The organism is Pseudomonas kurunegalensis, assembly GCF_030291635.1.
GTDB classification, from domain to species: domain Bacteria; phylum Pseudomonadota; class Gammaproteobacteria; order Pseudomonadales; family Pseudomonadaceae; genus Aquipseudomonas; species Aquipseudomonas monteilii.
Genome location: NZ_CP127871.1, coordinates 3,785,498 through 3,799,736, shown reverse-complemented (window position 1 = coordinate 3,799,736; position 14,239 = coordinate 3,785,498). Strand labels below are relative to the sequence as shown.

General features: G+C 50.1%; 11 protein-coding genes. 9 read left to right on the top strand and 2 right to left on the bottom strand.

All coding sequences use genetic code 11. The features are described from left to right. Positions 1-35 precede the first annotated feature (35 nt). Positions 36-1,361, top strand: a complete 1,326-nt coding sequence (locus QQ992_RS17220) for a carbohydrate porin (protein ID WP_286110435.1) — start codon at positions 36-38, stop codon at positions 1,359-1,361. 774 nt (positions 1,362-2,135) lie between these two features. On the opposite strand, the gene QQ992_RS17215 is transcribed toward QQ992_RS17220, so the two are convergent. Further along, on the bottom strand, positions 2,136-2,342 hold the full coding sequence (locus QQ992_RS17215) for a hypothetical protein (protein ID WP_286110434.1): 207 nt from the start codon (positions 2,340-2,342) through the stop codon (positions 2,136-2,138). A gap of 154 nt (positions 2,343-2,496) precedes the next feature. Between QQ992_RS17215 and QQ992_RS17210 the strand changes: the two genes are divergently transcribed. Then, positions 2,497-3,963, top strand: coding sequence for an RES family NAD+ phosphorylase (locus QQ992_RS17210; RefSeq protein ID WP_286110433.1), 1,467 nt, complete (start codon positions 2,497-2,499; stop codon positions 3,961-3,963). 207 nt (positions 3,964-4,170) lie between these two features. Here the strand turns inward: QQ992_RS17210 and QQ992_RS17205 are convergent, their stop codons facing one another. Beyond that, a complete protein-coding gene (locus QQ992_RS17205) occupies positions 4,171-5,259 on the bottom strand; it encodes an asparaginase (protein WP_286110432.1) in 1,089 nt (362 codons plus the stop codon). A gap of 407 nt (positions 5,260-5,666) precedes the next feature. Here QQ992_RS17205 and QQ992_RS17200 point away from each other — a divergent pair, with 407 nt between their 5' ends. The 7 genes from QQ992_RS17200 (at position 5,667) to QQ992_RS17170 (ending at position 14,197) form a co-directional block, all read left to right on the top strand. Continuing rightward, the gene (locus tag QQ992_RS17200; RefSeq protein WP_286110431.1) at positions 5,667-6,035 is read left to right on the top strand and encodes a histone-like nucleoid-structuring protein, MvaT/MvaU family; all 369 of its coding nucleotides are present in this window, start codon (positions 5,667-5,669) and stop codon (positions 6,033-6,035) included. Positions 6,036-6,380: 345 nt separating this feature from the next. Next, entirely contained in the window at positions 6,381-7,712 is a 1,332-nt protein-coding gene (locus tag QQ992_RS17195) for a hypothetical protein (protein WP_286110430.1), read from the top strand. A gap of 66 nt (positions 7,713-7,778) precedes the next feature. After that, positions 7,779-8,324 (top strand): hypothetical protein, encoded by a 546-nt coding sequence (locus tag QQ992_RS17190; protein WP_286110429.1) that lies wholly within the window; start codon positions 7,779-7,781, stop codon positions 8,322-8,324. Between the two features lie 328 nt (positions 8,325-8,652). After that, entirely contained in the window at positions 8,653-10,038 is a 1,386-nt protein-coding gene (locus tag QQ992_RS17185) for a site-specific integrase (RefSeq protein WP_286110428.1), read from the top strand. Then, the gene (locus tag QQ992_RS17180; RefSeq protein ID WP_286110427.1) at positions 10,032-11,735 is read left to right on the top strand and encodes a hypothetical protein; all 1,704 of its coding nucleotides are present in this window, start codon (positions 10,032-10,034) and stop codon (positions 11,733-11,735) included. The genes QQ992_RS17185 and QQ992_RS17180 overlap by 7 nt, the downstream gene beginning before the upstream one ends. 11 nt (positions 11,736-11,746) lie before the next feature. Continuing rightward, positions 11,747-13,738: a hypothetical protein gene (locus QQ992_RS17175; protein WP_286110426.1), complete on the top strand. Its 1,992-nt coding sequence runs from the start codon at positions 11,747-11,749 to the stop codon at positions 13,736-13,738. A gap of 3 nt (positions 13,739-13,741) precedes the next feature. Further along, on the top strand, positions 13,742-14,197 hold the full coding sequence (locus QQ992_RS17170) for a hypothetical protein (protein ID WP_286110425.1): 456 nt from the start codon (positions 13,742-13,744) through the stop codon (positions 14,195-14,197). The last annotated feature ends 42 nt before the right edge of the window (positions 14,198-14,239 follow it).

Below are 14,239 nucleotides of genomic sequence, written 5' to 3'. Positions count from 1 at the left end.
AAGTCATCGTTATTCAAATAAAAAACGAGATACCCATGGCCACTATCAAATATAGAGTTCTGCTCGCCGCGATGGCTTGCGCGCAGACTGTAAATGCCGCAGAACCGTTCGCCAGCAATTCGCCCTGGGCCCTTGGCGACTGGAATGGCGCACGTAGCAGCTTGGCCGAGCAGGGAATCGATTTCGAGTTTTCGTACGTCGGTGAAATAGGCTCCAATCTCGGCGGCGGCTACAACAACAATCGCAGTGCTCGATATAGCGACCAGTACTCGCTGGGTGCCCGCTTCGATTTGGATAAACTACTTGGTTGGCACGATGCCCGTTTCCAGCTGACCGTTGCCGACCGTAACGGCGACAATATTTCCAATGACCGCATCGGCGACCCACGTGTTGGTACGCTCAGCTCATCCCAAGAAGTCTGGGGTCGGGGTTCGCACTGGCGGATGACTCAGATGTACTACCAGCAGGCATTCTTCGACCGGCGTCTAGATATCAAGGCTGGTCGCTTCGGCGAAGGAGAAGACTTCAACAGCTTCGACTGCAACTTCCAGAACCTTACCTTCTGCGGATCGCAGGTCGGTAACTGGGGCGGAATTTGGTACAACTGGCCGATCACCCAATGGGCACTGAGGGTCAAATACGCGATCAGTCCTGAGCTGTATGCGCAGATTGGTGTGTACGAACAAAACCCCTCCAACACCGAATCACGCAACGGCTTCAAACTCAGTGGTAGCGGCACAAAGGGAGCAGTGCTACCTGTGGAGATCGTATGGCGGCCGCGCCTCGGTGGCCTACCGGGTGAATATCGCGCAGGGTATTACTACAGCAGTGCTGACTCCAAGGATGTACTTCACGACAGCAATGGCCGGCCCGCTGTGATCAGTGGTGCTGCGTACCGTAGCGCGTCGAGCAAGCATGGCCTGTGGCTGGGGGCAACGCAGCAGGTTACCCATAAGACCGGCGATGCGTCGCGTGGCTTGAGCTTATTCGTCATGGCGACCGCGCATGACAAAAAGACCAGCAAAGTCGACCACTATGTCTCAGTGGGCGCTGTGTACAAGGGCCTGTTCGCGGCGCGACCGAAGGATGACATCGGCTTGGCTGTTTCCGAGGTGCATGTGAACCCGGGATATCGCAAGAATGCGGCCCTGACAAACCTGGTGAATGGTGTCGGGGACTATGATGATCCAGAATATCTTCCCGTGCAGGAAACTGAGTACAATGCCGAATTGAATTATGGTCTGCATGTCACTGACTGGCTGACAGTGCGACCGAACTTGCAATACGTCCGGCACCCAGGCGGCGTGAAGCAGGTGGACGATGCCTGGGTCGGGGGATTGAAGGTTCAGGCCACGTTCTAGGTATCTTGTAATTCACCAATGGCAGGCTGGGCGAAGCGCATGAGTGTCCTTTACAATTATCGCCCAGCGTTGCTATAGGATTAAGACTTTAAGCTGCCATCCAAGTGGCGGATGAGGCAGGCCTGATCGACTGAGATAATGTGCAGCTTTTTGGCCAGAGTGCTAGGCGCTGGGCAGTGATGGCGCTACACGCAACAAAGTATGTGTTCCGCTCAGGAATCTCCCTGGCCGGTCTGAGCGATCTGGTCAGTTTTTCTACTCAACTGCCATGCTCTTCCGTTAGTGGATATTAAGGAGAAGCCATGGCAGGCCTCGCAACGCTATATGCACAACAACTTACTGTATCGGATTGATGCTGTTCATGCGCCATTGCTGCTGATGCAGAGAGGGGGGGGGCTGCCAGCGGGCCACGTCGCGCCTGCGCTGTGCCGTGCACGCTTTCGTTAACGGTGACCACGCTACCTGCTCGCAACCGCTGGATAAATTCGCCAATGAGGCGGTCTGGTCGGTGGTAGCCGTGCTAAACGTGAAGTCGTCGAGGTTACGCTGTTACTGAACCTGGCACCTCGGGGAGAGACGAGCGGGCGAGGTCGCTGTTAAGCAACCGCATGGGTCGCAGGCACTCGACCAGAGATATGAAATGGCTGGGTACCTTTTCAAGCCTTGGTGTGCAAGGCATCTACAAGCGAAGTGACTGCCAATTGCCATGTCTTCCATGGGGGCATTTACAATGCAGGGACCTGAGGGCGGGCGTAGCGAAGGGAGCCCCTGCAATCAGTGAGATTGCCCTCCTGAACCACTCAGAGCTTCGAGTTGGTACGTATTCACAGCGTCAAACTGTGCCTTGGCGATCAGTAGCAGCTTCTCTATATCACCTTGCGGTCGTCCTGAAGCAAGGGCTTCATAGTATCGCTTCATCGCATCAATAGCGTCTTGGTACATCTGGTGGTCCCAAGGTAATACCTGATGAGCGAGCTTCATCTGATGACCTCCCAGCTATTATTCACTGGATGATAGCTCGTACTCGCTCGGGGTGGGCTGTGAATCCGCCACCGGTCCATACCGCCGTATGGTTTTGTGCCTACAAAGCGTTGGATACTCGGCGTAGTCATTGACTGCACAGGAAGGCGATGTGATGAGTTCTAGCCCCCTCGACGATGAGCCAAAATGGGTATGCGCAGGGTGTATCGGCGAGAGTTTTTTGCAGAGAGAAATCGGCAAAAGCCCCTCCGGCCAATGCTCCTATTGTGATGAGGCAGATAATCCGCGTATCACTCTAGAAGTGCTTGCCGAGCATGTAGAAGAAGCGTTCGAGTCACATTACGAAAGGACGCCCCAGGAACCAAGTGCATACGAGTATGCCTTGAGCCGAGATAGAGAGATCGATTATTTCTGGGAGCGTGAGGGTGACCCAGTCCTAGAGGTAATTGCGGAAGCATTGAGTTGCGAGCAGAGCGTAGCAGCGGATGTTCTTGAGCTGCTCAGTGAAAAGTACGCACCGTATGATCCCAGCGATGCTTACGACGAGTCGGATTTTGATCCTGATTCCCACTACAGACAAAAGCGGGCAACGGGTGGAGATTGGGATGAGATGTGGTCCCGGCTGGAACACGTACTCAAGCATGAGAGTCGGTTGTTCAACCAGGAAGCATTGGTCATCCTCAACTCCGTCTTCGCGGGTCTGGACAGGGCTCGTAAGCTTTCCAGAGGCCTAGCGATAGTCTCTGCGGGGCCTGGCAAGAAAATCTCAGCACTTTACCGTGCCCGTGAATTCCGTTCTGGCCAATCGCTGCAAGATGCGCTCGAAAATCCGGTGGAGAGGTTAGGGCCGCCTCCCGGTCCCATGGCGGCAGCTGGAAGAATGAACTCGTCAGGGATCGCAGTTTTTTACGGGGCCCTGAATGTCAGATCAGCATTAGCTGAGGTTCGTCCTGTTGTTGGCAGCAACGTAGTAACAGCGAAGTTCGACATCATTCGCCCGCTCAGGCTGTTGGATCTCAGAGCGCTAGAGCGGCTTCGCTGCGAAGGAAGTATTTTCGACCCACTCTATGCAACAGAGCTGGGGCGTCACGACTTCCTGCGAACCCTTAGTAAAAGGTTGGTGCTTCCGGTGATGCCGCAGGAACAGGAGCACGAGTATCTCATCACACAAGCCGTGGCCGACTACCTCGCCTCGCTCCAAGCGCCTGCATTGGATGGCATTATTTTCCCCTCGGTGCAGGACGGGGTAGGGGTCAACGTTGCGCTGTTCCACAAGGCTGCAAGGGTAGCAGCTCTAGACGTGCCATTTTCCACTGCGTTTCACGTCCAGCTCGCGGAGTTCGATCCAGACTCCGGCGATGAATACCCTTCGTATTCTATTCAGATCGACCTACCTGCGTCTCCTATTGAGGAGCCGCCACTAACCTTCCCGTTCAAAAACTACGATTGGTCCCAAGTCTATGCATCACATCGCGAGCCCAGCCTCCGCTTGGATCTCGATACTTTACAAGTTCACGCGATCGAAGCAGTAAAGGTGAAAGCTAAAACGCAAAATGTGATGGTGACGAAAGGTGTCACAAGACAAAGGTGGGACGGGCCATTCGATGATTTATCGTTCTGAATGGACGGAAGAGGCTTCACTCGTAATCTAGGCAGTGTTTGGCTTGCTTGCTTGCTTGCTTGCTTGCTTGCTTGCTTGCTGGCTGGCGTCGCTAGTCGGTCAACCAGTTCGTTCGATCGAAAACTTATGATGACAGTAGGAAAGGGAGCCGAGGAAGAGGGCTGAATTGACCGGCGCTGTGCGGCACCGGTCTGCCTTAGATTAGAATCAGTACTCCCAGAAAATGCGTTGCAGCTCCTTGCTATCCTGGGTCTTCGTCATCGCGACCATGGCGAGAATCCGCGCCTTCTGTGGGTTCAGATCATGGGCCACCACCCAGTCGTTCTTATCATCCGGCTGTTCGGCGTTGCGTAGCACAAAACCACCCTGGTTGACGTGCGACGAGCGGATGATTTGCACGCCGTTTTTGCGGAGTTCCTGCAACGCCGGCACCACTCGCGATGATACCGAACCATTGCCAGTACCGGCATGGATCAGCGCCTTGGCACCGTTCTGTGCCAGTGCCTTGTAGGTGGTGTCGGTTACGTTGCCATAGCCATAGGCGATGTCCACCTGCGGCAGGCTGCTGATCTGCTTGATGTCGAATTCAGAATTGACCGTATGGCGCTTGGCCGGCAGGCGGAACCAGTAGGATTTTCCTTCTACCACCATGCCCATCGGGCCCCAGGCGCTCTTGAAGGCTTCGGTCTTGATGTTGACCGACTTGCTCACATCGCGGCCGGACTGGATCTCGTCATTCATAGTCACCAGTACGCCCTTGCCACGCGACTGCTTGTCGCTGGCTACGGCCACGGCGTTGTAGAGGTTGAGCATGCCGTCGGCGGACATCGCGGTACCTGGACGCATCGAGCCAACTACCACGATCGGTTTGTCGGTCTTTTCGACCAGGTTGAGGAAGTAAGCGGTCTCTTCCAGGGTATCAGTGCCGTGGGTGATGACAATACCATCCACATCGTTGCTGTCGGCTAGCTCAGAGACGCGCTTAGCAAGCTTTAACAAGTCCTCATTCGTAATGCTCTCGGACGCAATTTGCATCACCTGCTCGCCGCGCACATTGGCGAGATCCGCTAGTTCCGGCACACCGGCAATGAGCTTGTCGACCCCAAGCTTGGCGGCTTGATAGGTGGCGCTATTGGCAGCGCTGGCCCCGGCGCCGGCAATAGTCCCGCCAGTCGCGAGGATGACCACGTTGGCCAGCTTCTGCTGGGTTTCTGCTTCTTTAGCAGAAGCCGCGGTTGGCAGGATAAGCAGCAGCGCCAATACGCTGGGTGCGAAGGTTTTCAAAGCAGCATTCATTGTTTTGTCTCTCTTCCTGATGAGATTGGTTGCTATGTTGCGCCTACTCCAAGGCAGATTCCGTACCAGAGGCTGCCTTGCGCGACAGAATTGTAGACGACCCCCTTCTCGCGGCAGTTTCCCCAAGGCTGGAGCAGCTCAGCGTGCTTTTCATAGTCGGATCTTCGAACATTGAGGTGGGTGTATGTTCGGTTTTCCGGGGGAAGAGCGGGGATTTCGGTAGCGCCAGCGCGTAAGGAGGCTTGTTCAGGAAGGCGCCGTATTTGGCTATATGAAATTTATCGCGAATGGAGAGCCTGAGTCTTCACACTAGCCGTAGGCGGCTACGTCTAGAGTAAACCTAGGTGCAGTAAGGCCGCAAAACGACTACCATCTCGATTTAAATTCACCCAATAGGAACGATGTCAATGTCTAGACTTGCCGAATTTAGAGAACTTGAGCGGAACTTGGCCGCTCAGCTGGCAGAATTGGAAAATCTGAAGAATGACGCCGGCCTGAAGAAAGAAATCGAATTTGAGAAAAAACTCCGTGCATTGCTTGAGAGCTATGGCTACAGCCTGCGCGATGTGGTCAACCTCCTAGACCCTCAAGCAGCTCGTCGTAATCCCGGCGTAATGGCGCCAAAGGCTACCCAGCGTAAGGCCCGAGAGGTCAAGGTGTACAAGAATCCTCATAATGGTGAGGTAATCGAGACGAAGGGCGGCAACCATCGTCGCCTGAAAGAATGGAAGCAGGAGCACGGCAGCGACGTGGTGGAGTCTTGGGTTAAGCGCTGAAAAAGTGAGGGGGCAAAATGGAGACGCACTCTTCTACTTACGCCCCCTCTGGTTCATAGTTGCGAAGCAGTATTTCTAAGCCAAGACCACCCTGGTCTTTAAGGCGCCAGTACTCAGGCAACAAGTCGGGTCAGGAGCTTCAGCAAATATACAAAATTCAATTTAGGGGGAATTAAATTTTTTGCTGGATGCATTGGTTCAACCCACTGGAGGTCAACCATTCGTATTTATCTAGCTTTACTCACCTTCGCGGAGAGGTATCTCGAAGATACGTCGGTCTTTCCACCTGCTTGACGTGTCTGATACTGTCGTGCTGCCGATATGTCAAGGTACACGGGAGGATGTGTGACTGATCACAGCAAGCCAAAGGTAAATGAGCTGAGTTCCGGTAGAGCCAGCCCCAAATATTCTCTTGCAATTTGGGCTCGGCAGCACAGGGTCAGTCCAGAACTGTATGAAGAACGACGGCAAACAGCCTTGCGGCTGGCGATAGAAGGCATTAACGATGGTTCGATAGATTCAATTGACGGAATTAGTTCGCCTTTATCGCGTAAAATTCAAGCTCACCATGGCGGTAAGCTTTTTGAAATGAACCGGAACTGGATTGAAACCGCTCAATCCTGGGTATGTCCGTGCTGCCGCAGAAATAAGTTTGAGATAGCTAGGGTAGGTAGCAAGGGGCAGATACTTGCTAAATTAGTTCTTCATCACGACCATATGACAGATGCCCTAGAGGCAGCATTTCACAGAGTGTTCGTCGATAGCGGTTCTCATAAAGCTACTAACACCGGACTTGCGCTTATCGAGCGTATGGCGCCTGCTTTTTCGGCATATGCTCCAGTCTTGATTTGTGAAGACTGTAATAATGCTGACGCAGCTGCAAAAAAGCTCATCTCCGACATCGATGGGCGAATAAGATTTCATTCATTTTCCATAAGTCAGATCTATCAGTTCATCGTCATAGGCGCGAACTCATCGCACTTGGTTGATGAAGGGAAAGTATTTGCTGCTTGGGCGCTAATTCGTCAAGCTTACTTTGCACGCATGAAGTTGGTGCACGAGGTAGCAAAAGCTGCTGTGTTGCAGGACTACTGGTTCGAGAAATATCAGAGTGATATTGTTCCGGAGCCTACTTTGTCTAATGGCTATAACACCTATAATGGGCTGGAGTTCGTTAGCGGGGAGGCGCTGTTTCGTGAAATGACATCGACCTCTATTAAGCACGTATCGAATTACAGTCGGTGGCGTACGGAGACACAACCTGCGCGAGGCAAACCTCCGGAAAACTTTTTGGCGATGATAGACTCGTTCCCTGGGAGCGCTCGGATGTGGGGGGCGCTTCCCGGGGATTGGAGGTGCCCGACATGTGGGCGATCCAAGTATGAGACTGTGAGTTTCACGGAAGGAAAGATCAGCTTCCACACCCATACCCCTACAAGATTTAGCACTGCGTGGAATGAAATCAAACACATTTGCGCCGGCTGTTCCAACGTGGTTACAGCCATGAAGCGGGAACTAAAAGGATATGGGATAGATGTGGAGTTCGCGTACGACTGCATTTCTCCGGAATCGCTACGATTATTGATAACAGCAAGACCTCATTCACCACCATTGGTTAATAGGAAAATGGCGGAGGCGTTAATCAATAATTGGAGGTCTGGCGACAGGCAAAATTAGATTGATACTAATGCAAATATAGATATCGGTAAATGGATAGTAAAACCGTTGTGGTTTAAGGATTTTATGGGCGAATTTACTCCTAACGTGTGGTTTCCTGTCGTAACGCTCGTAGCCGGTGCACTGCTCAAAGCAATCTTCGATCTCTTTAATGAAAAGCGTCAAGAGGCACGAGAAAAGCGAGTTCGGCTCGAAAAACGGCAAGAAACCTTCCTGATGCAGCGTATCGAAGCGCAACGGGTTCTATTGCCTCAACTTCAAGAGTCACTAGTAGAGCTAATGCGATCTAGCACCCTCCTGAATCTCGAAGAAAATCTCAATGCACGACGTGTTGGAGAGTGGGGAAAGGAGCAGGTGTCAGACGAGATCGCGGAGCGATCATTGGCGGCGTTTCGCCAAGTAGGCCTTTTTCGTGTGCGGGTGCATGATGACGCTCTGCGTGAGGAGGTGACCAAGCTCACAGCGCTCTGCTCCGATGCTATACACACGCGGAATCACCACACTGCTGAGGCCAGGTTGAGGGAGGCGGGTGTCCTATTCGCGGATGTTAATGAGCGCCTGGGCGAGGTTTACAGGTCGCTCGATACTCAAGAGCAGGCTTATCTGCTTTAGGGAAGAAGTCCGTCACTAAGAGAACGAGAGGCCGAGGCCGCTACGGCTTCGGCCTAGCAGCTTTTGGGAGCTGAGCTAACGTTAAACGCATGCCGGCAGGTAGCCTTTGCTGTGTCCACTGGGGACCATTTGTCTGATCCTCGCCCCATTTTGAATTTTTTTTGAAGCTGAAATTTAGCGTTTGCCTAAAACTGTAATGCTATTTTTCATTAAGCACGATGTGATGACATTTCTTTGCACGCCTTAATATTCGTGGGGTGGGTAATTTTTTGTAATAGCATTAAGAATACCTAAACAAAATCTATTTTTTATCTTATTGATTTATTATTTGCTGGTGACACTGTTTTTACTAGCTGGACAACTTATCGAGTTCGTGATCTTATTTTTATTTGTCTGGCTATCAAGTTGTCTACTAATGTCTTCACTTGGGTTTATTGATTACTCTCCAGAAAGGATCTTGGTGTGCGGGACTACTACAGATGATCTTGTAGGGCACCCATTTCCAGTACCTAATCAAAGCACGAACGTGATTGATGGCTTTCCGCAAGTTTACCTCTCGGCTGGAAAAGCGTGGGATGTTGCTAATTTGTGGGCAGCATCGCAGCGCCACAGTATTGCTAGTGGTGGAAAGAAAAAAGTTACACTTGTTAGTTCAATGTATGGGCTAAGAGATCTTGCGGATTTTCTTGCGCGCGTCAATTTGCCATGGTTCTATTTCCCCAATGCCAAAGATGAGCGGGTTCTATTTCGATATCACGGTGATCTTACAGGGCGTATACGTCGCGGCGAGATTGAAGTAAAAACAGCCAAGAAATGTATGCGAGCCGCAATCAACCTTTACACGTGGGTTCATGAGTCGAATTTTTTTACTTCTAAAAGCGAATTTTTCGAAGATCTAACTTTGGCCGCAAAGGTTGAAAATTTCTCTGGGCTCAAACGGACGATCGAAAACGGGTTAAAGGATCTACGCATTAAATCTGGGGGCTCCCTTGCGAGTACGGTCGAGGGCGGATTGATACCTTTAGATATGGATACTCAGAGTTATGTTCTCGACTTGGCGTATGAGTGTTCGTCACCTGAAATTTATCTCATGTTGGCGCTAGGCTTTTATACTGGTATGAGAATTGGCTCGATCTCCGATCTTAAATTGCTCACCTTCAAACATGCGAGGCTAGCAGAAGATGGGAAATCATATTACCTGTCCATTGGGCCAGGTGTGAAGTACGCACCAGTAGCAACGAAATTCGGCGTTACTGGACAGGTAGCGATTCCGGTTCCTCTTTATGAGCTTGTGAATTCATATATTGGGTCAATGCGTCGACTGCTTAGGGTCGCTAAGGCAAGTATTGATGATAGGAGGCTTGTATTTCTCAACAAGAATGGACGATCTTACTGCCGAAAGGGTAGCGATAATAGTAATACGGTGAATGTTGATATTGCAAAGCTGAGGCTCATATCTCTTAGGCGGGGGCGAAAGCTTGAATTTAAGTTTCACCAGTCGCGGGCAACTTTTGGTACTCAGTTTGTATTGGATAATTTGGATAGGCCCGGTGTGTCTCTGATGTCGGTTGTCGGAACACTTAAGGGACTCATGTTGCATGTGCACGAGCAGACCACTATGAAATACATTAAGTTTGTTCAAGACCACAAGGCAAAAGCCTCTTGGTCAAATGAATTTACTCGTCGAAGTAAAGAGTTGCGAGTCAAATGGTGATGCAATTAATAGGTGAATTCGATCTCGGTTTCGAGCACTGCGTGGGAGATAGATTTACTGCTCCTCCAAGTCTTCGAGCTTTGCTCTATTGTGGCGGTAGTGCGGCTCACGGCTTTACAGTCGAAAAGCAGATCAGCTCGGGCTTGTTAGGTGCTCTTAAACCTTCGAGGCTTGAATTGGTTCGGCTTCTTCATGGCTATATAGTTAGGCGATTGGATAACGGTTACAGTGAATGGACCACTAAGCGAGATATTACTGCGTTCAAGGTTCTGTATTCGCATTATGACGCCTTGGGTGTTGATATAACCGTAGGGAATGTCTGCGAGCTTTATGAAAAGTACAGCTACGACAAAGCCTATGATATCGATATCAATAATCGTAAGGAGGGTACGTATTCTGCCTATACTGTAGATCGGATCTTGGTGCGTGTTATTGAAAGCATGCTGGAGTTGAGTCCGCGCTCATTAAAGTCCTCTTTTAATTACACTAGCCTAAAGCGTCGTGGGCTGATAGCTAGAGCAAAAAACGATACGGGTAGTATCAATGCAGGATTTCAATACGGCGCCGATTTACTCGATGTTATTGATAGCCTTAGTTATGAGGCATGTTTTGGCGAGCTTCCCTTGCAAGTCTCCTTTACAGATGGGGCGGTGATTGAGCATTGGGCAAGGATGAAAACCCCTGACAAGCTCCTCGGTCCCGAAGGACGAGATCCGTACAATGTAAAAGGTCAAGCTTCTCGGCGCGAGGAAAACAGGTTGCACGGAACTGTTAGGACTCGAAGCCCATTGATCAATCTGCGAATTGATGCGGAGTTTAATTTTTTTGTCGCGCAGACGGGAATGAATGCAAGTGATGCTTACGATCTGCCCATGGCGGATTATCGCTACTCTTCATGGGAAGGAGATTACAGAGTCTCTGCGTACAAAGATAGGCGTAAAGGTGATGTTGAGTTTTTTATATACAAAGAATATCGAGAAATTTTCGATGAGTATTTGGCCTTCATAAGAAGGCTGTATCCAGATGGGTGCGAATATCTTTTTCCATTCATTAAGACTAATTCCAAAAAGCGCGCAGATGCTTATAGTCAGGCAAGAATGAAAAAACTATTTTCATCTGTCGATAAAAAGTGCATAAATCTCAGGTCTTTACGAAATAGGCGAGTGAACTGGATGTTGAGGGAAACCCATGATCCAGTGCTCTCGGCCTTAATGGCGCAGCATACAACTACCACTATGTTCAGAAGCTATGTGGCGCCGAACCATAGCATTGCTACGAGAGAGTTTTCAGGGTTTTTTGCCCACGAGAAAACTGTTCGAGATTCTGTCGCTAAGGGAAGATGCACATCAGAAATCAAGGTCGTCGCCGTCACTGATTCTGCGCCAATCAAGCCAGATTGCATCAACCCGGCGGGTTGCCTTTTCTGTGAGCATTATCAAGGTATTCGCTCGTTGGACTATATCTGGTCTATGGCCAGTTATCACTATTTGAAGAATGCAGAGTTGGCGAGGTTGCCCCTCAATAAACGAGCAGAAGGCTCACCCCAGAAAGCAATTGTTGATCGTCTGAATGCATTAATGAATGAGTTCGAGGCGCAAGGTGGGCAGTGCAATGACTGGGTGGTGGAGGCCAGACTACGCATAAGCGAGCTGGACTTTCACCATTCCTTCCGTGGGATGATCGAGGTGCTACATTGAAAGCAACAAATATGCGACTGAAATTGGTTATGGAACATCCACCCACCAAGGCAAAAAATTATGAATTGCCGCAGTTTCCCCCTTCGGATGATTTTCCTGTATGTATTGACCCCGAAGGTAAAGTTTTAGCGCATTTCGGCGATGATCGTTGGCCTATGACTTACTGGTGTGGACGCATTTGCGCGTTCAACTTTGGACAGCTGTCGACGTCTAGGGCTGAGTCTTGGTCGAGCGAGCAGGAGTCGTTTCGCTTCAGATGTATTATGGCTTTCATGATGTGGTGCAGCCCTGAATCAATAAAGCCCAGTACTCTCTTTACTCGTTACGGTGCTCTGAAAAAAGTTTTCATCGTGTGTAATGATATGGGAGTCTCGGTAACTGATGTTCATAAATTCCCTGAATTAGTTGATAAGTTAATCGCTGCTTGCTCTGATAAAGTGCATCATCTGGTCAAGGTGTTGAGAACGATTTATGATCATCGTGATACCTTAGGTTTTATGATTTTGAACTTAAAGCAAATCGCTGATTTGCATGTGGCGCTCAAAAACTTAAAATCAAATCAAACTCCTTACATTCCTAAGCGCATAAATAACCTGCATCTTGAACGCTCGATGGAGCTTGTGAATGATTTCAACGTCCATTCACATCAATTTGAGCAGCTTTTTGAGGAGGCCTGGGGGGGATACCTATACAATAATGGTGACCCTGCGCGGTGGGGTGATCAAAGAAGGTTGTTTAGTCCATACTCCCAGCGCTCTACGACTGTAAGAAGGACTGTTTACTATGGATCTTTTTCTGAAGCCGCCACAAGGCATGGTGTTGATGCAGTACTTAAAAAGTGGATGTGTGGGCCTGGAAAATCATTCGAAGATCTCAAGGTTGGTGTACTGTCGAGATTTTTCGGTTCCATTGCGTTGGTTGGAGCCACATGCATTGCGAGTTTGACTGCAATGAGGAAAGAAGAGGTTAACAATCTCCGCGCAGACTGTTTTTTTACTGAGGACACGGATGATGGTCCTGCTTATTTCCTGAAAGGGCGTACCACGAAAACAATTCAGGATCCCGAGGCTTTGTGGGTAACATGCCAAGACACAGAAAAAGTGGTGAAAGCCATGGCCTCTGTATGCAGAATAAGGATGAAGTGTGCAGTTGCTCGTGGGGTTAAGCACGATAAATCGGAGCTAACAAATCCGTTTCTCATCCTGCGAGCATATGAGCCGTGGGGCGGTCATTATAGTGAGAGCGGAAGTGACGCCACTAGCATTCGGCGTGGCATGGCTGCCGCAACCATCGAACAGCAATGCCCGAATTTCTTTCCACTTGGCAGTACAGTCATTACCGAGGAGGATTTTGACGAGGCAGTCAAAATCAATCCAGGTCTTGATGTCGAGCGATTTGCTGTCGGCGAACCTTGGAGCTTCGCATTTCACCAGTTTCGACGCACTCTAATGGTCAACTCTCACATGTCAGGGCTTGTCTCACCTCAGAGCATGCAATACCAACTTAAGCATCTCTATCAAAGCATGAGTATGTACTACGGAAGAAACGGCTCGCACTTGGCAGTTAGTCAGAAGGTCGCTGAGGAATATGTCAGTAACTTCTATGAGTCCATGGCTCGGAATGCTGTTGAACTCAAGTCGCCAGATTTCGTGTCATTAATTAGCCCGCTTCATAAAGAGCGTGTCACCAGCTTCATGGAGATGAAGAATTTGAAGCAGCTAGTAGGTATGGCAAAGAAAGGTCTGTTCTCCATCAAGGAGACTATCATGGGGATCTGTCTCAATTCGGAGCACTGTGAACTGGGAAGTGCTGATTATGTATTAGGATGCGATCAGTGCGTCTCCGGTCTCGCTTGTAAGCAAAATCTTTCCAAAATCCAGAAGACTAATGACTGGATCGAAATCCAGTTGGAGGACGCCAAAGTGGATGGACCTCGGAGGGAGTCACTTTCTGCTCAGCACCGGTTTACCCAACGATTGATTAATGTGGTTTTGCAGGACTGAATCATGAGACGCAGCGCAGAACAAGATTACCGAGACGCCTGGCAACGTATCAGGGAGCGCAAGCCGATTCGGATTCCCGTCGGTGCTCCTGCTACCTTGGCTAACATCGCAAGGGAAGCTGGAAAGGACCCCTCAGCTCTAAAGAGATCTCGATTTCCCTCTCTGGTGCATGAGATAGAGATCGATAATCAGCTGGTCGCTGAGCTGCCGGCCTACGTTGATCGTTCCCTATCGTCGCAATTGAAAGGCGCAAGGGATGAGAACCGTAGGATCCTTCTTGATATGGACGTACTGCGGGCGGAGAGGGATGCACTGAAATCGCAAGTTCTGAACCTTCAGCTTGCGTTGCTGGAGCGGAGTCAACAGCTGGATGTCTACATAGGTCCGATCAGTGTATCGAGCCTGGATCACCACAAATGGAAGACAGTCAATGAGAGGGGAGGCGACGCTAAGTCGTAATCTCACTGCGGTGATGGAGAGAGTTGCCCCCCCGATCTACTG

Excerpts from the sequence above, each read along its gene's own strand:
- QQ992_RS17220 (WP_286110435.1), top strand. The coding sequence starts at position 36 with ATGGCCACTATCAAATATAGAGTTCTGCTCGCCGCGATGGCTTGCGCG.
- QQ992_RS17215 (WP_286110434.1), bottom strand. The coding sequence starts at position 2,342 with ATGAAGCTCGCTCATCAGGTATTACCTTGGGACCACCAGATGTACCAA.
- QQ992_RS17210 (WP_286110433.1), top strand. The coding sequence starts at position 2,497 with ATGAGTTCTAGCCCCCTCGACGATGAGCCAAAATGGGTATGCGCAGGG.
- QQ992_RS17205 (WP_286110432.1), bottom strand. The coding sequence starts at position 5,259 with ATGAATGCTGCTTTGAAAACCTTCGCACCCAGCGTATTGGCGCTGCTG.
- QQ992_RS17200 (WP_286110431.1), top strand. The coding sequence starts at position 5,667 with ATGTCTAGACTTGCCGAATTTAGAGAACTTGAGCGGAACTTGGCCGCT.
- QQ992_RS17190 (WP_286110429.1), top strand. The coding sequence starts at position 7,779 with ATGGGCGAATTTACTCCTAACGTGTGGTTTCCTGTCGTAACGCTCGTA.
- QQ992_RS17180 (WP_286110427.1), top strand. The coding sequence starts at position 10,032 with ATGGTGATGCAATTAATAGGTGAATTCGATCTCGGTTTCGAGCACTGC.
- QQ992_RS17175 (WP_286110426.1), top strand. The coding sequence starts at position 11,747 with ATGCGACTGAAATTGGTTATGGAACATCCACCCACCAAGGCAAAAAAT.
- QQ992_RS17170 (WP_286110425.1), top strand. The coding sequence starts at position 13,742 with ATGAGACGCAGCGCAGAACAAGATTACCGAGACGCCTGGCAACGTATC.